This window comes from Nocardia amikacinitolerans NBRC 108937, assembly GCF_001612615.1.
GTDB lineage: Bacteria > Actinomycetota > Actinomycetes > Mycobacteriales > Mycobacteriaceae > Nocardia > Nocardia amikacinitolerans.
Window position 1 is genome coordinate 61,723 of sequence record NZ_BDAU01000035.1, and the last position, 21,195, is coordinate 82,917.

Annotated in this window: 19 protein-coding genes, 1 tRNA gene and 1 other RNA gene; 12 read left to right on the forward strand and 9 right to left on the reverse strand. The window is 68.3% G+C overall.

Features of this window, described 5'->3' with window-relative positions; genetic code table 11:
* Positions 1-39: 39 nt before the first annotated feature.
* A complete protein-coding gene (locus NAM01S_RS25625; protein ID WP_067789737.1) occupies positions 40-672 on the reverse strand; it encodes a TetR/AcrR family transcriptional regulator in 633 nt (210 codons plus the stop codon).
* A gap of 49 nt (positions 673-721) precedes the next feature.
* On the opposite strand from NAM01S_RS25625, the gene NAM01S_RS25630 reads away from it, so the two are divergent.
* A complete protein-coding gene (locus NAM01S_RS25630) occupies positions 722-2,017 on the forward strand; it encodes a saccharopine dehydrogenase NADP-binding domain-containing protein (RefSeq protein WP_067789740.1) in 1,296 nt (431 codons plus the stop codon).
* Positions 2,018-2,392: 375 nt separating this feature from the next.
* On the forward strand, positions 2,393-3,646 hold the full coding sequence (gene tgt, locus NAM01S_RS25635; RefSeq protein WP_067789743.1) for a tRNA guanosine(34) transglycosylase Tgt: 1,254 nt from the start codon (positions 2,393-2,395) through the stop codon (positions 3,644-3,646).
* Positions 3,647-3,725: 79 nt separating this feature from the next.
* On the opposite strand, the gene NAM01S_RS25640 is transcribed toward tgt, so the two are convergent.
* Positions 3,726-4,508, reverse strand: a complete 783-nt coding sequence (locus NAM01S_RS25640; protein ID WP_067789746.1) for a queuosine precursor transporter — start codon at positions 4,506-4,508, stop codon at positions 3,726-3,728.
* 115 nt (positions 4,509-4,623) lie between these two features.
* Here NAM01S_RS25640 and NAM01S_RS25645 point away from each other — a divergent pair, with 115 nt between their 5' ends.
* Complete coding sequence (locus NAM01S_RS25645; protein ID WP_067789749.1) at positions 4,624-5,181, forward strand: DUF4190 domain-containing protein; 558 nt, start codon at positions 4,624-4,626, stop codon at positions 5,179-5,181.
* Positions 5,182-5,381: 200 nt separating this feature from the next.
* On the opposite strand, the gene NAM01S_RS25650 is transcribed toward NAM01S_RS25645, so the two are convergent.
* Genes NAM01S_RS25650 through NAM01S_RS25660 form a run of 3 tightly spaced genes read right to left on the reverse strand, consistent with a single transcriptional unit; the run spans position 5,382 to position 7,677 of the window.
* Positions 5,382-6,113: an RDD family protein gene (locus tag NAM01S_RS25650; protein ID WP_067789752.1), complete on the reverse strand. Its 732-nt coding sequence runs from the start codon at positions 6,111-6,113 to the stop codon at positions 5,382-5,384.
* Between the two features lie 46 nt (positions 6,114-6,159).
* Entirely contained in the window at positions 6,160-7,098 is a 939-nt protein-coding gene (gene gluQRS / locus NAM01S_RS25655; protein ID WP_253782193.1) for a tRNA glutamyl-Q(34) synthetase GluQRS, read from the reverse strand.
* 30 nt (positions 7,099-7,128) lie between these two features.
* Positions 7,129-7,677, reverse strand: a complete 549-nt coding sequence (locus NAM01S_RS25660; RefSeq protein WP_067789879.1) for a DUF309 domain-containing protein — start codon at positions 7,675-7,677, stop codon at positions 7,129-7,131.
* Between the two features lie 420 nt (positions 7,678-8,097).
* Between NAM01S_RS25660 and NAM01S_RS25665 the strand changes: the two genes are divergently transcribed.
* On the forward strand, positions 8,098-8,307 hold the full coding sequence (locus NAM01S_RS25665; RefSeq protein WP_067789758.1) for a DUF397 domain-containing protein: 210 nt from the start codon (positions 8,098-8,100) through the stop codon (positions 8,305-8,307).
* Between the two features lie 81 nt (positions 8,308-8,388).
* On the opposite strand, the gene qcrB is transcribed toward NAM01S_RS25665, so the two are convergent.
* On the reverse strand, positions 8,389-10,029 hold the full coding sequence (gene qcrB, locus NAM01S_RS25670) for a cytochrome bc1 complex cytochrome b subunit (RefSeq protein ID WP_067789760.1): 1,641 nt from the start codon (positions 10,027-10,029) through the stop codon (positions 8,389-8,391).
* Between the two features lie 111 nt (positions 10,030-10,140).
* Here qcrB and NAM01S_RS25675 point away from each other — a divergent pair, with 111 nt between their 5' ends.
* Both NAM01S_RS25675 and NAM01S_RS35325 read left to right on the forward strand, forming a co-directional pair.
* A complete protein-coding gene (locus tag NAM01S_RS25675) occupies positions 10,141-12,027 on the forward strand; it encodes a wax ester/triacylglycerol synthase domain-containing protein (RefSeq protein WP_253799199.1) in 1,887 nt (628 codons plus the stop codon).
* Between the two features lie 52 nt (positions 12,028-12,079).
* Entirely contained in the window at positions 12,080-12,220 is a 141-nt protein-coding gene (locus NAM01S_RS35325; RefSeq protein WP_157107909.1) for a hypothetical protein, read from the forward strand.
* A 220-nt stretch (positions 12,221-12,440) separates the two neighbouring features.
* Here the strand turns inward: NAM01S_RS35325 and NAM01S_RS25680 are convergent, their stop codons facing one another.
* Positions 12,441-12,890, reverse strand: a complete 450-nt coding sequence (locus NAM01S_RS25680) for a hypothetical protein (protein ID WP_067789766.1) — start codon at positions 12,888-12,890, stop codon at positions 12,441-12,443.
* 146 nt (positions 12,891-13,036) lie between these two features.
* On the opposite strand from NAM01S_RS25680, the gene NAM01S_RS25685 reads away from it, so the two are divergent.
* Positions 13,037-15,265, forward strand: coding sequence for a hypothetical protein (locus tag NAM01S_RS25685; RefSeq protein WP_253799201.1), 2,229 nt, complete (start codon positions 13,037-13,039; stop codon positions 15,263-15,265).
* Positions 15,262-15,708, forward strand: a complete 447-nt coding sequence (locus tag NAM01S_RS25690; RefSeq protein ID WP_067789771.1) for a GtrA family protein — start codon at positions 15,262-15,264, stop codon at positions 15,706-15,708. Before NAM01S_RS25685 ends, NAM01S_RS25690 begins: the two co-directional genes overlap by 4 nt.
* 388 nt (positions 15,709-16,096) lie before the next feature.
* On the opposite strand, the gene NAM01S_RS25695 is transcribed toward NAM01S_RS25690, so the two are convergent.
* Positions 16,097-16,777, reverse strand: a complete 681-nt coding sequence (locus NAM01S_RS25695; RefSeq protein WP_067789773.1) for a hypothetical protein — start codon at positions 16,775-16,777, stop codon at positions 16,097-16,099.
* 180 nt (positions 16,778-16,957) lie between these two features.
* Between NAM01S_RS25695 and NAM01S_RS25700 the strand changes: the two genes are divergently transcribed.
* Both NAM01S_RS25700 and NAM01S_RS25705 read left to right on the forward strand, forming a co-directional pair.
* Complete coding sequence (locus tag NAM01S_RS25700) at positions 16,958-17,767, forward strand: NmrA family NAD(P)-binding protein (RefSeq protein WP_067789776.1); 810 nt, start codon at positions 16,958-16,960, stop codon at positions 17,765-17,767.
* Positions 17,768-18,038: 271 nt separating this feature from the next.
* Positions 18,039-19,058, forward strand: a complete 1,020-nt coding sequence (locus NAM01S_RS25705; RefSeq protein WP_067789779.1) for an alpha/beta hydrolase — start codon at positions 18,039-18,041, stop codon at positions 19,056-19,058.
* A gap of 191 nt (positions 19,059-19,249) precedes the next feature.
* On the opposite strand, the gene NAM01S_RS25710 is transcribed toward NAM01S_RS25705, so the two are convergent.
* A tRNA-Ser gene (locus NAM01S_RS25710) sits at positions 19,250-19,337 on the reverse strand.
* A gap of 173 nt (positions 19,338-19,510) precedes the next feature.
* Between NAM01S_RS25710 and ffs the strand changes: the two genes are divergently transcribed.
* Both ffs and NAM01S_RS25720 read left to right on the forward strand, forming a co-directional pair.
* An RNA gene (gene ffs / locus NAM01S_RS25715) (signal recognition particle sRNA small type) lies at positions 19,511-19,605 on the forward strand.
* A 222-nt stretch (positions 19,606-19,827) separates the two neighbouring features.
* Positions 19,828-21,117: an aspartate aminotransferase type Ic gene (locus NAM01S_RS25720; RefSeq protein ID WP_067789782.1), complete on the forward strand. Its 1,290-nt coding sequence runs from the start codon at positions 19,828-19,830 to the stop codon at positions 21,115-21,117.
* Positions 21,118-21,195: the final 78 nt, after the last annotated feature.

Genomic DNA, 21,195 nt, shown 5'->3' on the forward strand with positions numbered 1-21,195 from the left:
AAGCTATTCAGGCGGAGGGCGACGGCACGCCTCGGTTCCTCATTCGCAGAGTTGGGGGAGGAGGGTGGTGTAGACCCAGTCCTCCCAGTGCTGGGGTGTCCAGCCTCTGGTGCGGACGAGTAGCAGGAACAGTTCGGTGCTGAGCAGGCCGTAGAGGAGGTCGGCGGCTTCTTCGGGTGAGACGTCTTGGCGCGCACCGGGTTTCGTCATCAAGGTGGTGGCGGTGCGTAGTTGCACGGTGTAGCGCGGGTCCGGCTGGTCCGCGGGCCACATCGCCGCGACCTCCGGGTCGGTCGCCGCGGCCGTCTCGATCACCTTGTGTATCGGCGCGATGCGTTCGAGGACCGGGCGGGTGCCCGCGATGTGCGCGCGCAGGTGCTTCTGCGCTGTCGCCGCGGCCATGGCGGTGCGGAACCACTCGCGTTCCATGGTCGCGACCGGTTCGTCGTCGCCCGCGATCGTGACGTCGACCAGCTCCTTCAGCAGCGTACGTTTGTTGCCGAACGTGAAGTAGATGGTCTGCACCGCTACGCCCGCGCGCGCGGCGATCTCTTGCAGGTTCGTCGCGCCGTAGCCCTGCTCGACGAACAACTCGCCTGCGGCGGCCAGTATCCGCCGACGCGTCTCCAGGGCCTTGAGGGCCCGCTTGGTCGTCCCCTTGACGGCGCTCATGACCGAAGTCTATATCTGATTAGAGTCGAACTCTAGTGAGGAATCGGTCATGACGGTGGTCATTCTCGGCGGATACGGCACTGTCGGGCGCGAAGCGGCCGGCGCGCTGGTCGCCGCTGGTCAGCGCGTGCGGCTCGTCGGCCGTCGTCCCGAGCGGGCGCGGGCGGTGGACGGCGCCGAGATGGTTCGGGCGGACATCGCCGACGACCGGCAGCTGGCCGAGGTGCTTGACGACGCGTCGGTCGTGCTGATGTGCGCCGAACTCGACAACGCGAGGGTCGCGCGCGCCTGCTTCGAACGCGGCGTGCACTACTTGGACGTGAGCGCGTCGCACGGGGTTCTGCGCGGCATCGAGGAACTCGACGACCTGGCGGCGGCGCACGACGCCGTCGGTGTGCTCAGCGTCGGACTGATACCAGGTGTGTCGAATCTGCTGGCCCGCCGGGTGGTCGAATTCTCGGGCGGGCGGACGGTTCGAATCGGCGCCGTCCTCGGATCCGGCGAGGCGCACGGTCCGGCCGCACTGCGCTGGACACTCGACGGTCTCGGCACCATGTCCGGCTCCTGGCGGATGGCCTTCCCCGAGGGCGGTCGCGTGGTCCACCGCTTCCCGTTCTCCGATCAATACACACTCGTGCACACCCTGGGGATCGACGACGCGCGCACCGGTCTCGCCCTCGACTCTCGCTCGCTGACCTGGTCGATCGGCGCGGCACGTCGGCCGTTCCTCGCGCGCCTGATGCGCGGGCGGGTGGCCGAGTGGTTGCTCGCGCGCGTGCACGTCGGGTCGGAACGGTTCGCGGTGGTCGCCGAGTCGGGTGCCACGTCGGCCTGGTTCGCCGGTCACCGGCAGAGTCACGCAACTGGCCTAGTGGCCGCCTTGCTGGTGCAGCGCGTCGGATCCTTTCCAGCCGGAGTTCGGCACATCGACCAGTTGGTCGAACCGGGTGAGTTTCTCGCGGAGCTGGACGCCTACGGGTTCGAGTCGCACCTGCCGGAATTAGCGGGGACTGCCCGCGAGGTGGTCGGATGGGCACGAGGTGGCGACGCGAACGGCGGTTTGGCCGGCGGCGGTCGCGCGGTTCGATTCCGCGGGCGGCGGCTGGCGTTGCGGGCGGCGGCGTGGTCGTGCGTTGGTGATGCGGATTGGCGACGGGCGGCGGTGTCCCCGACGGGTGCGGGATCCGGTGGGCGGCGATCACCGTGGTCGGGCCGGGTGTCGACGTCAGTGTTGGATGGGCGATGGTCGCGGGCGGACGGCGAGGCCAGCGCTTGGCAACGAGCGGCGAGCGGCGAGCGGCGAGCGGCGAGCGGCGAGCGGTGGACGAGCGACTGGCGGCGATGACCACGGGCGCGGCAGGCGGCGATGGCGGCGGTCGACGACCGCGAGGGTGCTAGAGCGGGGCGGGTGGCGGTGGCAGCGGACGGGCGGCTCGGACCGGCGGGTGGCGCGAGTTCGGGTTTCGCGGCGCGGGGCGTGCGGCGGGGCGATCCGGTGGTGGCGTGGTCGTGCGTTGGTGATGTGGGCTGGCGGCTGGCGGCGGTGGCCCGGAGCAGGGCCGGATGCGGCGGGCGAGGCAGCAGTGGTTGAGCGGCGGATGGCCGCGGGCGAGCAGGTGGGCGGCGATGACCACGGGCGCGGCAGGCAATGGGGTGGTCGAGCGCTAGGTGGCAAGGGCAGCGGATGGGCGGCGCGGGGTGGGTTGGGGCGCCTGAGAGGATGAGGGGCGTGTCAGCAGCGGAATCGTTCTCCTTCAGCGTTGGCGCCCGGCTGGACGGGCGGCACGGTCGCTCGGGTGTCATTCAGACGCCGCACGGCGCTATCGCGACGCCGGCGTTCATCCCCGTCGGCACGAAGGCGACGGTCAAGGCGGTGCTGCCGGAGACGATGAGCGAGCTCGGCGCGCAGGCGCTGCTGGCGAACGCCTATCACCTCTACCTGCAACCGGGCGCGGACATCGTGGACGAGGCGGGCGGACTCGGCGCGTTCATGAACTGGCCGGGGCCCACCTTCACCGACAGCGGCGGCTTCCAGGTGATGTCGCTTGGCGTCGGCTTCAAGAAGGTGCTCGCGATGGAGGCCGTCGACGTGCGCAGCGACGACGTGATCGCTGCGGGCAAGGAGCGCCTCGCCACCGTCGACGACGACGGCGTCACCTTCCGCTCGCACCTGGACGGCTCCACGCACCGGTTCACCCCGGAAGTCTCGATGGGCATCCAGCACCAGCTCGGCGCGGACATCATGTTCGCCTTCGACGAGCTCACCACGTTGCTGAACACCCGTGCCTACCAAGAGAAGTCGCTACAGCGCACGCACGAATGGGCGCAGCGCTGCATCGACGAGCACGAGCGGCTGACCTCGGCCCGCACGCACCGGCCCTACCAGGCGCTGTTCGCCGTCATCCAGGGTGCGCAGTACGAAGACCTGCGCCGCAAGGCATGTCGCGAACTGGAGGCGATCCGCGGCGTTGGCGGAACGGGTTTCGACGGTTACGGCATCGGCGGCGCATTGGAGAAGCACAATCTCGGCGCCATCGTCGGCTGGTGCTGCGACGAACTGCCGCAGGACAAGCCGAGGCACATGCTCGGCATCAGCGAGCCGGAGGACATCTTCGTCGCGGTGGAGAACGGCGCGGACACCTTCGACTGCGTGAATCCGTCGCGCGTCGCCCGAAATGCCGCCATCTACGTCGCCGAGGGCCGCTTCAACATCAACACCAGTCGCTTCCGCCGCGACTTCACCCCGATCGACGAGACCTGCGACTGCTACACCTGCGCGAACTACACCCGCGCCTACATCCACCATCTCTTCAAAGCCAAGGAGATGCTGGCCGCCACGTTGTGCACGATTCACAACGAGCGCTTCACCGTTCGCCTGGTCGACCGAATTCGCGCCAGTATCGACGACGGCACTTTCGACGAGTTCAAGGCCGAAACACTGGGCCGCTGGAAGGGCCGCATCCGCACGCCGTAGTCGCAGGCCCGCACTGCCTGAGGCGCATCCCCGCCTCGCATTCGGCGGTGTGCGAGGCGGGGATTGAGCGACTCGCGCTCTACGCGTGCAGCGGGTCGACCGCGCGTGGCGCGTAACCGGGCTCGTGCTTCTTCAGCAGCGCGATCACCCGGTAGGTGAGCGGCATGACGAGCACCTCGACCAGCGTCTTCCACAGGAAGCCGATGATCACGTAATTCACGAACTGCTGCCAGGTTTCGATGCCGATGGCGGCCGCGGCGATCGAGCAGAAGATCAGGGTGTCGGCGAATTCGCCGACCACGGTCGAGCCGATCAGCCTGGCCCACAGGTATTTCTCCTTGGTCCGTTCCTTGATCAGCACCAGCGTCGCGGAATTCAGCAGCTGGCCGACGAAATATCCGGCGAGACCGGCGATCACCAGCCGCGGCACCGGACCGACGATGCTGCGCAGCGCCTCCTGGTTCTCGTAGAAACCGGCGGAGGGCAGGCGAAGCACGATCGCGAAGCACAGCACGGTCAGCACCAGGGCGCCGAAGCCGTAGTAGATGGCGCGCCGGGTGGCGCGGAAGCCGTACACCTCGCTCAGCACGTCGCCGAGGACGTAGGCCAGGGGAAAGAGGAAGAACGCGCCGTCGGTCACGATCGGCAGGATCTGGAACGGTCCCACCGTGACCGATTCGTCGCGGAAGAATTCGACGCCCTTGGTGGCGCAGATATTCGAGATGATCAGCGTCGCGGTGAACAGCGCGACGATCGGTGTGTAGTACCCCCGCGCGACCTGGGCGAATGCCGCGTGGTCCGGCGCGGGGCGCCCAGACCCCTCGTGTTCTTCGGATTTATGCACATCACTCACGGGCATCATCCTCCCAGCTGGGGCTCGGTCGCGTGGGACGGTCGGTCGTGCAGGACGGACCATCGCCGCGGCCGTGCCAAATTTTGGGCGGACCGGGTCCCCCCGCGCCCATTACGCTGTACCCATGACGAATCCCGGCGATTCCGACGAGTGGTGGAAGCAGTACGGCGGCCAAGGCGTGTCGCCGGACTCCGGCGCCCAGGGCTCGGTACCGCAGTATCCGAACTCCGAACCGACCGGGTACCCCTCCGCCCCGCAGTATCCGCAGCAGCCGCCGCCGTCGCAGCCGCAGTATCCGCAACAGCAGCAGCCGTACCCGAACTACCAGCAGCCCGCGAGCGGTTCGCCGTACCAGTCGGGACCGGCGCCCTATCCGCAGCAGCCGAATTACGGTTATCCCCAGGGTTATCAGCCGTACGGCCAGCCGCCGAGCCAGGGCTCCAACGGTCTTGCGATCGCCGCGATGATCGTCTCCATCGCCGGTGTCGCGTCCTGCTGCTTCCTGCTGCCGAGCATCATCGGCTTGGTGCTCGGTGTCGTCGCGCTGAATCAGATGAAGCAGTCAGGCAACTACGAGGGCAAAGGCATGGCCCAGGCCGGTGTGTGGGTCGGTGCGGGCGGCCTCGTGCTCGGCGTTCTGTACTGGGTGCTCAGCTTTGTGGGCGTCGTCGCGGGGTGGTGAGTCGCCGAACGATCCGCAGCTAACGGCTCGCGCCGGCAACAGCTCGCGCCGGAAGCGGCTGATGCTGAAACGGCAGGACGCTGAAAACGACTGGCGCTGACAGCGACTCGCGTCCAGGACTGGCGCCGAATGGCTTGTGCCGAAACGACTCAGGGGCGCTCCCGTGCGGGGAGCGCCCCCTGAGTGTTTGCCGGGGTGGGTCAGCCCTTGACGACCTGGGTGCCGCCCGCGAACTTGTCGTGCCAGCCCTGCTTGTTCGGGTCCTGCTCGATGGTCACGGCGATGTAGATCATCAGACCGAACGCGACCAGGTTGCCCAGGCAGTAGACCACGTTCGCCGCGAGGAAGACGTTGCGCTTGAGCGAGGTCACCGGGTCGATCTTGGCCGCGCCGCCGGGCGCGACCACTCGCAGGCCGAGGATCTTCTTGCCGAGTGTCGCGCCCTGCGTGGTCTCCATGCCCACGAAGTAGGCCAGCATCAAGGCGCCGGACAGTGCGGTGGTGACGATATTGGCGACGAAGCCGCCGCCGAGCGCCGCCCCCACGAACGCGAGGAGGATGCCCGCCGGAATACCCACGATGAGGCTGTCGATCAGGCGCGCGGCGAAGCGCGGCCACAGCTCACCGGGCTGCGCACCGCCGAAACCACCTGCCCCGTAACCCTGCTGCTGCGCGTACTGCGGCTGGCCGTACGGATCCTGGTTGTACTGCGGCTGCTGCCCGTACTGCGGCTGCTGGCCGTAAGGGTCCTGGCCGTACTGGGGTTGCGCACCGTACTGCTGCTGCGGCTGCCCGTACTGCTGCGGCTGCTGCTGCCCGTAGGGGTCCTGACCGTACTGCGGCTGCTGCCCGTACTGCGGCTGGCCCTGCGGGTACGGCTGGCCGTACCCGCCCTGGGGATTCTGGTTGGGGTCGTACCCACCGCTCGTCATGCTGTGTCCTCGTGGTGATCGGTTGATCAGTGGTCAATTCGGTACGTTACGGACACCCACTGGGTTGCAACAACCCATCGACGGCCAGGATCCAAGGTTCTCGCGGCAGTCGCGCCGGATCGAAACGTTCGAGGAGCTGCGACGGCGTGCTCGCGGTATAGCCGAGCGAGCCGGCGAGCAAGCTCACAACCTGGTCGGGCGTGTTGCCCAGGGCGCGTCGGTCGGCGAGCGTCACCGCGCCGTCGCGCTTGGCCAGCCGTTGACCGTTTTCGTTGAGCACCAACGGCACATGCGCGTAGCGCGGGATGGGTAAGTCGAGCAGGCTCGCCAGGTAGGCCTGGCGCGGGGTGGACGGCAGCAGGTCGTCGCCGCGCACCACTTGGTCTACGCCCTGCTCGGCGTCGTCGACCACCACCGCGAGGTTGTAGGCGGGCGTGCCGTCGCCGCGGCGCAGCACGACGTCGTCGACCGGGCCTCGGTAGCGGCCGTGCAGGTCGTCTACGACCTCGAAGTCGGCGGCCGCGGCACGCAGGCGCAGCGCGGCGGGCCTGCCCTCGGCCCTGCGCCGGGCGCGAGCCTCGGGGCCAAGGGTGCGGCAGATTCCCGGGTAGGCGCCCATCGGCCCGTGCGGTGCGGTCGCGGCCTGCTGGATTTCCCTTCTTGTGCAGTAGCACTCGTAGGTCAGACCGGCGGCGGTGAGCCGCTCGATGGCGGCGTCGTAGTGTGGCAGGCGCTCGGATTGGCGCACCACCGGGCCGTCCCAGTCGAGTCCGATGGCAGCGAGATCGGCGAGCTGGCGTTCCGCCGCGCCGGGGCGCACCCGATCGAGGTCGTCGATCCGCATCAGGAACCGCCGTCCGCTCGATCGCGCGAACAGCCAGGCGAGCAGTGCGGTGCGCAGATTGCCCAGGTGCAGGTCGCCGGACGGGCTCGGCGCATAGCGGCCAGCGCCTCGGGCGAGTGAGTCGAGCTGGGCGGCGGGCACGACTGCCATGGTAGGCGTCCGCGCCGACGGTTATCGGACGCGCAGCCGCGGCTTGAGGTCGTCCTCGGTGATCGCGGCTCCGGAGTCCAACGCGGCGAGCAGCGTTTCGGCCCGCGCGATGAGTCCCGCGCCATCGATGTCATAGGGCAGCGTGCGGTTTCGGAGTTCTGTCGAGTCGTCCGCGCCGTCGTCATGACAATCGTCGTCCGAATTGCCGCTATCGCCTGGTTCGTAGGCCCGCAGTCGGCCGACCGCGCGACCGAGCAGGGTACGCGCGCCCTTCGGATTACCGCGTTGTATGTGTGTCAGACCGACCGCGTATTGCGCGAGTCCCTGCCACAGCATCCTTTCGGCGAACGGTCCGTTCTTCCATGCCGCCTCCAATACCTCGTGTGCATTGAATGCCAGACCGTCGTCCAAAAGTTGCTGGGCGAGGGTAAGGGTTTGCTGGGGCGGCAGATTCAGATCGTCTGGAATTCTCGGCACGCCCTCGCTACCGAGCGGTAGCGGGCGGCCGAACCGGTCTCGTGGGCGGGGGTTGCGGGCGCGACCTGCCTCGTCGCGTGGGCGTTCGACCATAAGATCCATGATCCACACGGTGTCCAGCCTGCGCCGCGAGGGGGCGGCCCTCGGTGCCTCGATCGACGGATCACGGACCAATCACGCCGGAACAAATGCATGCCGTCCGCGCCTTTTCGCCGGAAATCTCAGGACCGGCAATGTCTCCGCAACTCGAGGCCTTCGCAAGCTTGGCAAATAGGATGGTTGAACTGGCAAGAGACCGGCAAATCCTTCGGTGAACCTGCTAGGGTTTAGCCCGCGGGGGCAACCCGCGGGGCGTATTCGTCCCGAACTTCAGTGCGATACCGCGCACCGATATGGTTGCGCGCTACCACCAGGCGCACCACGGCATTCGACGTTCCACGCCGGATGCCGGTGCTAGTTAGAACGATCTCGGTTGGAAATTCCCGTTCTCGACGCAGCAAAGGAGCTAGTGCCGTGGAAGTTGATTTGACGGGCGCTGTGTGGCGTAAGAGCACATACAGCGGCCCCGACGGGAACTGCGTGGAAGTGGCATTTCTCGACGGCGGCAATGTGGCTGTCCGCGACACCAAGGACAAGGGCGTCGGCCCGGTCTTGGCGTTCACCCCTGGCGAGTGGGACGCATTCCTGAGCGGAGTATCGGCGGGGGAGTTCGGCAAGGCCTGAACATCAGGTCCGACGAGCTGTCAGCACGGGCCCCGGGTCCTATCGGCTCGGGGCCTTCGCGCGCTCGAATTCGACTGCGAGCTATTCGGTTTCGTCGTGGCCGTTTCCGGCGAAGCGATCCTGGTAGCGCCGCAACACCGCGAGCTGCCGGTGTTCCTCTTCGTGCTCGATGGCGAGGTTGCGGTTGGACTCGGCCACCGGATCGGCGCGCAGGAAGCTGCCCGTGCCCGGCTTGCCCGCCGAACCGAGGCGGTTCATCTTCTTCGGCACCGCAGCGCCCTGGTACTCCAGCGGGATCGGGTGGCCGTGTTCGTCGACCGGGCCGAGCGGCTGGTGCACCTCGATGTACTCGCCGTGCGGCAGGCGCTTGACGACGCCCGTCTCGATGCCGTGGTCGAGCACCGCGCGGTCGCTGCGTTGCAGGCCGAGGCACAGGCGGTAGGCGATGAAGTACGCGATCGGTGGTCCGAGGAGGACGCCGATGCGGCCCGCCCAGGTCGTCGCGTTCAACGAGATGTCGAACTTGTAGGCGATGATGTCGTTGACGCAGGAGATCGTGAGCACCACGTAGAACGTGATCGCCATGGCGCCGATCGCGGTGCGCACCGGAACGTCACGGGGGCGTTGTAGCAGGTTGTGGTACGCCTCGTGGTCCTTGGTCAGGCGCTTCTCGATCCAGGGGTAGGAGATGAGAAGGACGAACACCAAGCCCATGGTCAGCGCCACCCAGAACGAGGCGGGGACCGTGTAGCGACCCAGGTACAGCTCCCACGGCGGCATCAGGCGCGCCAGACCGTCGGTCCACATCATGTAGAAGTCCGGCTGCGAACCGGCGGAGACCTGGGAGGGGTTGTACGGGCCCAGGTTCCAGATCGGGTTGATCTGGAACAAGCCGCCCATGAGGCCGACGACGGCGAGCGTGAAGGCGAAGAACGCGCCCTGATCCGCGGCGAACACCGGGACGATGCGCGCGCCCACCACGTTGTTCTCGGTGCGACCTGGGCCGGGGAACTGGGTGTGCTTCTGGTACCAGACCAGTGCGATGTGGGCGGCGATCAGCGCGAGCATGATCCCGGGGAAGAGCAGCACGTGCGCGATGTAGAGGCGCGGGATGATGATCTCGCCGGGGAAGTCGCCGCCGAAGATCAGCCAGTGCATCCAGGTGCCGATCACCGGGATCCCGATCGTGATCCCCGAGAACGCGGCCCGCAGTCCGGTGCCGGACAGCAGGTCGTCGGGCAGCGAGTAGCCGAAGAAGCCCTCGAACATCGCCAGGATCAGCAGCAGCGAGCCGATCACCCAGTTCGCCTCGCGTGGCTTGCGGAAGGCGCCGGTGAAGAAGATGCGGAACAGGTGCACGATGATCGAGGCCGCGAACAGCAGCGCCGCCCAGTGGTGCACCTGGCGCACGAACAGACCGCCGCGCACCTCGAAGGAGATGTTCAGCGCGGTCTCGTACGCCCGCGACATGCCGACGCCGCGCAGCGGCTGGTAGGCGCCGTCGTAGGTGACGTGCGCCATCGATGGATCGAAGAACAACGTGAGATAGACGCCCGACAGCAGCAGGATGATGAAGCTGTAGAGCGCGATCTCACCGAGCAGGAACGACCAGTGGGTCGGGAAGACCTTGTTGATCGACCGCTTCATGAATGCCGCGCCCCGATATCGCTGATCCGCCGCATCAGCTTGTTCGCCGGCTGTTCGCGCGAGTCCGTTCGCCATGGCCGACACTCCGCTCGTGCGTGTGTGGAATGGGTCTACTACAGACGGTAGCAGCGTTGCCGCGCGGAATCGATAGTTTTCGGAAGGGCTATCGTCTCCCGCGTGAGTTCGATGGCGCCACAGGACGCGACCATGTTCTGGCTGTCGGCCCGAACCCGCAACGATCTGTTCCTCCTCTACAGCTTCGCCGACGCGGGCGCGCCGACCGAGACGCTGCGCACCGCCGTCGCGGCCCGCAGCGCGCGGATACCGGCCCTGCGGGTCCGGCTGCGCGAGACGCCCGGTGATCTCGCCTATCCGTCCTGGGTGCCATGTGAATACTCCGCGGACCAGTTCGTCGAGCACCCGCTGCCGCGCCCGGACTGGGCCGCGGTGGAGGCCGCGCTCGGCGACCTGCTCGGCACCGGCGTCGACGCCACCGTTCACCCGTGGAAGTTGCACGTCTTCCGCGGTGTCGCGGGGGCGCCCATGCGGGCCTCGGACGACGAGCTCGCCACCGTGGTGGTGCTTCAGATGTCGCACGCGCTGGCGGATGGGAGGCGGGCGGCGGGGATCGCGCGGGAGTTGTTTTCCGAGGGGGATGGGTACGACGGTGAGCCGAGGGCTGCGGGTGCAGCCGGTGGTGCATCGGCCGGACGCGCTGCGGATGACCGCGTTGTCGGCCGGTTGGCGGCGCGGATATCCGGGGAGTTCGCCGCCGATCGCGGGGAAGGGCACGTCGCCGAGGCGGCGGTGGATCGTGCGGAGGGGCAACCCGACGAGCCCGAAGAAGATCACGCGGCCGGGCCGTCCGCGGAGGATCACGCCGTGGGACAAGCTGCCAATCGGACGGCGGGAGAACTGATCGACCGGGCGGCCGACGAGTTCGTGACGGACGGGCAGGCGGGGCAGGCTGACGGGTCCGCGGCGGATCGCTCGACGGCGGAAGCCGATGAGCTCGCAGTAGATCGCGGAGCGCCGCAAGCCGCCGAACAGGCGGTGAGGACCGGCCCGACAGGCTTGGCTGCCGACAAGAACCGCGCGGAACTCCGGCAGGCGTTCGGCGGGGCAGCGGTTGCGCCAGTCCGTGGACGTGGCAGTTCCGGTACCACCGATGGGGTGCGGCGGGCCGAAGTCTCAAAGATCGCCGCTGAATTCTTTGCGACCCTGCGAGGTTCGCGGATTCCGGGCGCGGTGTGGGGTGCCGCTCGGATACCCGCCGGGATGGTTCGCACGGCGGTTCGCGGATATCGCGCGTATCAGGCGCAGTCGGAGTTGGCCGCGCTGACGGAAGCGGGAAAGGTGCCGCCGCCGGGTCCCGGGTTCGCGCCGAGCGCGGTGAACAAGATTGGGGCCGAAGGTGTTATCGACCATCGGGCGCGGATGATCGTGTGCGCTGCCGAGGAGCTTCGCGTTCCCGGCTGGACGATCACCGTCGTGGTTCTGACCGCCGTGTCCGTCGCGCTCGCCGAATACCTTGCGGTGCAGGGTGAGTCGGTTTCGCGACTCGGCTCTCAAGTGCCGATGGCGCTTTCGAGTGAGTCGTTGTCCCACAACAACTATCGGAGCCTCGGCGTCGAACTGTTCATCGACGAACCGGATCTGCGTCTGCGTGCCGACCGGGTCGCCGCCGCGCTCGCCGAACGGCGGCTTCGCGCCCAGCATCCGCTGCTGTCCGCGCAGGATCGCGTCACCGCCGTAACCCCGGCCCCCATCCTGCGCCGCGACGTCGACCGCTATCCCATAGACAGCGTGCCCGACTCGATCGCGGGCCACACGGTCGTCTCCAGCGTCCACCGCGGACCCGCCGATCTCACCTTCGGCGGCGGCCCGGTCCGCTGCACCGGCGGCTTCCCCGCCCTCGGCGCGGTCATGCACCTGACCCACGGCGTGCACGGCCTCGGCGACACCGTCACCGTCTCGATCCACGCCGACGCCGCGGTCATCGATGTGGATTCATACGCCGACCTGCTCCGCACGGCGCTGTTCGAGGTGACGGCGACGCTCGCGCACCGCTGAGGCGAACCTGCGGCCCGTCCGCTGCACCGGCCGCCTTCTGCTCCGCGCGATCGTGCGCCTCACCCGCGGCGTGCACGGCGTTGGCGACATCGTCTCGATTGGCGCCTACGCGGCGGTCGTCGATGTGGATTCATACGCCGACCTGCTCCGCACGGCGCTGGTCGAGGTGGCAACAACGCTCGCGGACCGCTGACCAGCGAACATGTGGCTCGGTCGCGCGAGCTGATCGCGCTTGGCGCTCCTTGCCTGGTCACACACGGCTCGGCCGCCGCCGCCCGACCGGTCGTGAGCCACAGCCCAACACAAGAGGCGCGCTCGGCCCCTCCAGTTCTGAGTCCGCCACCGCCCAGCCTCGATAGCCGCCTTGCCGGGGTGGCCGCTCCATCTGCGGGCAGCTGGCGGCACCGCTGTTGCTACTCCTCGTCGACCAACCGATCGAAGACCCGCGTGTAATACGCGACGAAGAACCGCCGCCCCATCAACCGCGCCATCGCCAACCCCACCTGGGACGACGGGCGAAGAGCGGTGTTGTCCCACACCCCGTGCACATCGCTGCCGCCGTCCTCGGCCGGCCGGATCGTCAGCTCGTGGAAACTGCCCGGCGCGAGGTAATCGCTGTCGACCACATGCATGCGCACCGTCCCCGGCGTCGACCAGTCGTAGCTCCAGCGCGCCGAGATCTTCGGAAAGTCCTGCCCCTCCAGCACGTCCGCGGTGTGCTCACCCACCTCGAACACCCGATACTGCCGCGCCGACAACGCAGGCCACCGCCGCGGCCGCTCCGCGGAGAAATCGGTGTACAACTCGATGACCTGCTCCGGCGAAGCCACGGTATGCAGGTCGAACTCGAACCGAGTACGCATCTCCCCTCACTGACCACCGAACCTCGCAGAGCCCGAGTCTAGGCCCGCCCACCTGCCCGTAAGTTCGCTTTCCGCCCACGCGGGGCGTGCTGGGGTTCATCTTGCGTTCGGTCGGGGGCGGTTGCCTGTAGGGTCTGGGACTCGTGGTGGACAGTGGAACTCTCGCTCCGCGCGAGGTGTACAAGTGGGGCTTCATCACCGGGCTCGGAGTGGTCGCGGGGTATGTCGCGGTTCTGCTGGCCAACGCTCGGCATTTCTATACCGACGACACCGAGTCCCAGTACGCCCCGCTGTGGGTGATGATGGGCAGGCGGCTGCGCGACGGTGATTTCCCGATGCTGGTGCCGGAGCACTGGATGGCGGGCAACTACGCCATCGAAGAGGCCGGCCTGCTGAATCCGCCGCAGCTGCTCATCGATCTGATCGCGCCGTCGGTGGACAACCTCGCGCTGTACGCCACGGTGGTCAAGCTGATCTTCGCGATCGTGCTCGGCCTCGGCGTCTATCGGATCTGCCTGGCGTACGGGTCGCGGGCGCCGTGGGCGTCTCTTGCGGGCGTCGCCATCCCGTTCAGCGGCTGGCTGCTGTTCTTCGACGAGGCCAGCTGGATGACCGCGTTCACCGGCACCGCCTGGTTGGCGCACGCGTGGGCGTCGGGCGTGCGGTACGCGCGCGGTCGCTCGGGGCCGATCCCCACCTTCGTCTTCCTGTATCTGGCCATCTCGGTGCAGTACATCTTCCCGGCGGTCGAGGCGGGAATCATGATCGCGGCGGTGGCCGTCGGCGAACTCGTCTACCAGCGGAAGTGGCAGCCGTCGCTGCGTTTGCTCGCGGTGTCGGCCTGCGCGGCGCTTGCCGGGCTCGCGACGTACCTGCCGAGCATGCTCTCGGCCAAGGTCACCTGGCGCGGCACCGCGCAGATCAACAACGAGCAGCTGCTGACCGTGCCGTGGTCGGAGTCGTTGAACGCCAGCCTGCCGAGCACCCTGCCCGCGTTCACCAGCTGGTGGGGTTACGTGCAGCCGATGCCGGTGGTCTACATCGCGTGGTTCGTCATCCCGGCGCTGGCCTTCGTCGACTGGCGCAAAGCCCTGGATTCGGCGCGCGAACTCACCGCACCCGCGCTGTTCACGGCGATCGTGCTGATGTGGACCGCGGGCCCCGGCGCCATCGGCCCGCTGCGCTGGCCCGCCCGCGTGCTGCCGATGGTGGCGCTCGGGCTGCTGGTGCTCGTCTGCGTGCTGCTCGGCCGCTTCGCGACGTTCGAGGACTGGCGCAGGCGCGGGCTGATCGCGGCGGGCTTGATCGGCTTGCTGTGGCTGCGTTCGGTTTCGGCCGCGCCGCAGGAGGTGGTGTGGCACGTGGTCGCCGCCGTCGCGGTGGCGGCGCTCGGCGCGGCCGTGGTGTGGCTGGCCCGAAATCGCGGCGCCGCGGCGGCGTGCGCGCTGGTGCTCGTCTCGATCTTCCCGATCGCCTATCTCCAGGTGTGGTCGGCCCAACCGACCCCGCTCGGCTGGAACCTGCCGGAGCAGCGTTCGCAGATGAAGGCCGCCTTCCCCGATTTCCCCGGCACCACCCTGCAACTGGGCGACCGCGGCCGTATCCCGCCCGCGGAACGCGCTTTGGACGGCGCGTACGGATCGCTGGTCTTCGGCAACTACGCCAAGGACCTGGAACTCACCTACGTCAGCGGATACACGCCGAACGGCCACTTCCAGTTCGGCGAAATGCTGTGCATGCTCTGGGACACCAGCGTCTGCCCCGACGCCTTCCGCAGGGCCTTCGCCGTCGAGCCGACCACCGGCAAGACCATCGTCGACCTGATGAAGGTGGACCGGGTCGTGCTGCACACCGCCCTGTTCCCGGACGCGCGCAACCAGCCCGCACCGCAGGGCTGGAAGTGGGTCGACTACCCCGGCCACGAGAAGTACATCGCCGTGCTCGAACGCGAGAACGGCCTGCTCTCGACGGTCGACGGCCGCATCTCCGCCACCGACGGCGTGACCGCCACCTCCCTCGCCGAATCGGACACCACCAGCCGGGTCCGGGTGAGCTCGGAGCGCGGCGGCCGGGTGGTGTTCGCGCGGCTCGGCTGGCCTGGCTACCGCGCCACCCTCGACGGCCGCGACCTCCCGGTCCAGAACGTCGCGAAAACTTTTGTCGCCGTGGACATTCCGGCGGGCACCCAGAACGCCGAACTGGAACTCGCCTGGCGGCCGCCCGGCTGGCAGATCGGCGCGGCGAGTGCGCTGGCCGGGTTGCTCGGCGTCGGCGTGCTGCACTGGCTGTATCGCCGAGGCCGCCGGGAAGACGAGCCCGACATGGCCCCGGCGGACGAGACCGGCGAGGCCGAGCTGGCGGACGCCGTCCGATGAACACCGTCGACCAGGCCGAACTGGATCCCGGGCCGCTGCTGCGCGTCGTGCGGCGGCAGGAGATCGCGTTCGCCATGGTCGGCATGGTGAACACCGGACTCGGCATCGCGCTGACGGTGATGTGGCTGGCGATCTTCGACGGCCGCGTCTCCGCCGCGCTCGCGCCCGCCGCCGCCTACAGCATCAGCATCGTGATCGCGTTCGTGCTGCACCGCACCTTGGTCTTCCGGGTGCGGGGGCAGGTGCTGCGCGATTTCTTCGCGTTCGTCGCGGTGAATTCCGGTGGGCTGCTGATGAATATGGTGCTGCTGCAAGCGGCCGTCTCGCTGCTGCACCTGCCGAGCATCCCGTCGGCGGTTGTGGTGATGGCACTGGTCGCGGTCGCGAGTTTCTTCGGCCACCGCCATATTTCGTTCCGGCGCAAGGCCGCCGAGCCGGTTTGATCGGTACGACGGGCTGTAGTCCTTTCGGGACGACGCGGCAGCGGGGCCGCACCGAGGCGCTGTAGCGGTGCGGCATGGAGGCGCTGTGGTGGTGCGGTGGCGGGGCGCTGTGGTGGTGCGGTGGCGGGGCGCTGTGGTGGTGCGGTGGCGGGGCGCTGTGGTGGTGCGGTGGCGGGGCGCTGTGGTGGTGCGGTGGCGGGGCGCTGTGGTGGTGCGGTGGCGGGGCGCTGTGGTGGTGCGGTGGCGGGGCGCTGTGGTGGTGCGGTGGCGGGGCGCTGTAGCGGCCCGGCGTCAAGGCGCTGTAGTGGTTCGGGCTGCGGGGCATTGTGGGCGTGCGGGGCAGATGCGGAGGCCAGGCAGAACGGTTGGTGGCCCGGCCTTTTCGCGCCTACGCGGCCGAAGCCGGAACGCGCTCGGCGGTGGGAAGCGGTTCGATGCCGAGTTCGGCCCGTGTGGCCTTCACGACCGACAGCTCCTGCTCCACGGTGCTGGCAATCGCCTTGTGCCACAGCGTCCGGATGTCGTCGAGGTCCTCGACGGTCGCGTCGGCGTCGAGGGTCAGCGTCAGTTTCTGGATGGTGATGTTCGCGGCCGCGGTGAGCGTGCGCAGCAGGTCTTCGCAGCGGTTGGGGATGCGCGGGCTCGCGAGAATGCGCAGGCGCGTGACAGATCCGCCGCACTGCCCGATGCTTTCGTGCAGCTCGAGGCCGAACCTGTCGATCTCCCCGATGTAGGTGAAGTCCTGACTGGACAGCTGCTGCCGGACCGCGGCCGAGGTCTCCAGCAGTGCGGAGACGGCCGCGAGCACCGATTCGCGCCGCCACTTCTCGTGCTCACGCTGTTCGGCAGACTCCGTATTCCGTTGCGCCGCTTCGATCGCGGCCCTGCTGCGCTGCTCGGCCGCCGCGTTGACCGCCTCCACGTTCCGCTGCGCCGCCTCGAGCGCGATGCTGCCGCGCTCGTCGGCCGCGTCGATCGCGCGACGGTTCGTGCGATTGGTGAGGAGGACGCCGACCAGCACGACGAAGGCGACGACCAGGGAACTGAAGAGGGGAAGCCACTGAGTCACCCCGGAATCATCGCAGCCGACGCGCCTTCCCGGCGTCGGCCTCGCCGACAACGCGTTCGGATGTCGGCGCGCCCGCGATGGCGGGCGGTGCATGCGAGGTCCGCAGGGACACCAGAATTCACGGCATTGACCTCGAGCAAAGTTGAGGTCCTAACGTCGGTCGCGGACGAAAGGGACACCGTGACAACACTGGTAACAGGCGCGACCGGCAACACCGGCCGCCATGTCGTGCAAGAGCTCGTGCGCCGAGGCGAGCGCGTCCGCGCGCTCACTCGCGATCCGGCCGCCGCGAAACTCCCGTCGGGCGTGGAACTGGCGACGGGCACGCACACCGCACCCGAGACCCTTGGCGCGGCGCTCGACGGAATCACCCGGTTGCACATCACCGTGACGGCCGGGCTCGCGGACGTCGGCGAGGAATTGGTCCGCCGCGCCGTCGACGCGGGCGTTCGTCGCATCACCGTCGTGTGGGGCGGCTCGGTCGGCCCCGTCGAGCAGGCCGTCGCCGACTCGGGTGTGGAGTGGACGCGCCTCGAACCGCAAGAGTTCATGTCCAACACGCTGACCTGGGTCGACTCGATCCGCGCCGAGGGCGTGGTCCGTGAACCCTACGACTTCCCGAGCGCCTTGGTGCACGAGGCCGACATCGGCGCGGTCGCCGCCACGGCGCTCGTCGAGGACGGCCACGCGGGTCAGGCCTACAACCTCACCGGGCCGGAATCGCTCACCTCGCACGAACGACTCGCGATCCTGTCCAAGGCGATCGACCGCGACATCGCCTTCGACCGGATCTCGCACCAGCAGGCGATCGACCGGCTCCTGACCATGGGCGTCTCCCAGGCCGACGCCGATTACGTCATCGGCTGGTACGCCGCTCCACCGACCGAAGCGACCACCGTCGACGACACCGTCCCCCGCGTACTCGGCCGCCCCGCGCGCACATTCACCGACTGGGCCGCCGAACACGCTTACCGCTTCCGCGCCTCCTGAGTCCCAACGCGGGTAAATCGGTGGGAGAGAAATGGCGGTTCACGAAGCGCTCACAACCGCCATTTCTAGCCCACCAGAACCATTCGAGCGACGGCAAGAACTCGGACATTTGCAGGCTCCGCGCGGTCGCCGCTGAATGGTGCTGTCGAGTAACGGCTTTCGCGCCGCGGTAGACGTAGTTTGGGGATGGCCCCGCGAGGCTGTCGACTACCGTAACCACTTCACCGGCGATTCGGTCGGCGAAGGTCCGTGGAATGGAGCCAACTGTTCGATGAAGTTTTCCGCACTACGCAGCATGGCCGCTCCGCGGACCGCGGCGCTTGCGCTCGCCGGCGCGCTGGCGGTGGCGGTGGCCGGAGGCGACGCTTCCGCGGAGCCGCAGAAGTCCTCGGCCGTAACGTCCGTGGTCAAAGAGGGGCGCACCTGGCACCTGAAGGTCTACTCCGCCGCGATGGACACCGAAATCAGGGTCGACGTGCAGCGTCCGGCCGACGAGTCCACGCCCGCGCCGAACCTCTACATGCTCAACGGCTTGGACGCCGGTGAAGGAACCGCCAGCTGGAAGGCCGCAACGCACGCCCTGGACTGGCTGGCAGACAAGCAGGTCAACGTCATCCAGCCCATCGGAGGTCGCGGCAGTTACTACACCGACTGGAGGCAGCGGGACCCGGTGCTCGGGCTGAACAAGTGGAAGACGTTCTTCACCGAGGAACTGCCTCCGCTGCTCGACGAGACGTTGCACTCGACGGGGCTCAACGCGCTGGCCGGTCTGTCGACGTCGGGCACGTCGGTGTTGCAGCTGGCCGAGGCCAAGCCGGGGCTGTGGAAGTCGGTAGCCGCCTATAGCGGCTGCGCGCAGATCGCCGACCCGATCGGGCAGCAGTTCGTCAAATTGGCCACCGAGACCTGGGGCGGTGGCAACACCGACAACATGTACGGCCCCGCCGACAGCCCGCTGTGGGCCGAGAACGACCCCGTCGTCAATGCCGAGAAGCTGCGCGGCACGTTGCTCTACGTCTCCAGCGGGAGCGGCATCCCAGTGCTGGAGGACGTTCAGTACTACCTGAGCACCGCACCCGGCCCCATGGGCGCGGTCAACCTGAGTCTCGGCGTGATCATCGAAGCGGCCGTCAACGGCTGCACCGCCAACCTGAAGAACCGGCTCGACTCGCTCGGCATCCCGGCGACCTTCGAGTTCACCCCGGTCGGCACGCACTACTGGCCGTACTGGGAAGAGGCTTTGCACGATTCCTGGCCGCTGCTCGCCAAGGGCATGGGGCTGAACGGCTGATGCGGACACGGGAGGAGTTCGGCGACGGACTCCTCCCGAGACCGCCATCCCCGTGGTGCGGGCGGCCCGACAGCGCGACGGTCGCATGCTTGGTCGCTTGCGGTGTCCCGCCTTCGGGAAACGACGGCAGGGCTGCGAATGCGAAACGGCCCAGGTCGGGAACGGGAAACCGTGTCCGACCTGGGCCGTTGTGGCGGAGGATAGGGGATTTGAACCCCTGAGGGCGTTAACCCAACCCGCGTTCCAGGCGAGCGCCATAGGCCACTAGGCGAATCCTCCGTGGAGCAGCATACCGGTTGCCCCCGGTCGGACACCAAATTGGGATCGGTATCCGGGGGAGGGGGAGGGGGTTCGTGCTGGTCGGGGCGGGTTCTCGGCGCGGTGGTCGGCAAGGGGTATGGCGGTGTTTCGGCCCCGTGCGGACGGGGCTACGCGGACCCGCTACACTGGCCGACGGATCCCGCGCGGCGCGCATCCTGTGAACTCCCCCAGGGCCGGAAGGCAGCAAGGGTCAACGGGCTCTGCCGGGTGCGCGGGGTCCCCTATATTCCGGCCGATGCCGAAGATCGGGCACTTGCCCTCAGTTCCGGAAGATCGCCGAACGGGTGCGGCCGTCCTCGAACCGCGGATGCCCGTAGCGCAGGCGGAGGTATCGCCCCAATTCCGAGCAACACACGGGTAACGTGGTCAACGGTCCACCGACGGTCGGACGACTTCGGTACGGACATCGACCCCAACGCCACTTCGCTGCTTCGAAAGGCTGCTCAGGATGCCCCGGCAAACGCAGATCGGTTTGATGAGCCATGAGGAGCTCGTGTCCGAACACGAGTCCCAGACCGCGAACTACGCGACGCTCAAGACCGAGAAGCTCACGCTGGACCTGACTCGCGGAAAACCTTCGCCGGAACAACTCGATCTCTCCGCGGAACTGCTCTCGCTGCCCGGTGACGGCGACTACCGCGACGGCACGGGCACCGACTGCCGCAACTACGGTGGGCTGCACGGTCTCCCGGAACTGCGCGCCATCTTCGGCGAGCTGCTCGGCATCCCCGTGGACAACCTGCTCGCGGGCAACAACGCGAGCCTCGAGCTGATGCACGACGTCATCACCTACGCGATGCTGTACGGCACCAACGATTCCGAGCGCCGCTGGGCCGCCGAGCCCACGCTGAAATTCCTCTGTCCCGCACCGGGTTACGACCGCCACTTCGCGATCACCGAGGCGCTCGGCTTCGAGATGATCCCGATCCCGATGCGCCACGACGGCCCTGACACCCACCGCATCGCCGAGCTGCTCGCCGCCGACCCGCAGATCAAGGGTCTGTGGGCGGTGCCGAACTACTCCAACCCGACCGGCGTCGTGTTCTCCGAAGATGTTGTGCGGGAACTGGTTTCGATGCCCGCCGCCGCGCCGGACTTCCGCCTGTTCTGGGACAACGCCTACGCGGTGCACCCGCTGACCGACACCGCCGCGCCCGTGTTCGACGTGCTCGGCATGGCCGCCGCCGCGGGAAACCCGAACCGGCCCATCGTGTTCGCGTCCACCTCGAAGATCACCTTCGCCGGCGCGGGCGTCAGCTTCCTCGGCGCGTCCACCGCGAACCTGGACTGGTACCTCTCGCACGCCGCGAAGAAGAGCATCGGCCCCGACAAGATCAACCAGCTGCGCCACCTGCGTTTCTTCAAGGACGCCGAGGGCGTGCGGGCGCACATGCAGAAGCATCGCGAGATCCTGGAGCCGAAGTTCGCCCTGGTGCTGAAGATCCTGGAGGACCGGCTCGGCGCGTCGAAGGTGGCGTCCTGGACCGAGCCCAAGGGCGGCTACTTCATCAGCCTCGACGTGCTGGAGGGCACCGCGGCCCGGGTGATCGCGCTCGCCAAGGACGCGGGTATCGCGCTGACCGCCGCCGGTTCGGCGTTCCCCTACCGAAACGACCCGGAGGACAAGAACATTCGCATCGCCCCCAGCTTCCCGAAGCTTCCGGAACTGGAGAAGGCGATGGACGGCCTGGCCACCTGCGTCCTGCTGGCGGCCACCGAGAAGCTGCTCGGCAAGTAGCGGCTGGCGGCTGCCCGACAACCAGCACCGAACAGCCGGTCGACAACCAGCACCGGGCGGCCGCTCATCGACCAGCAT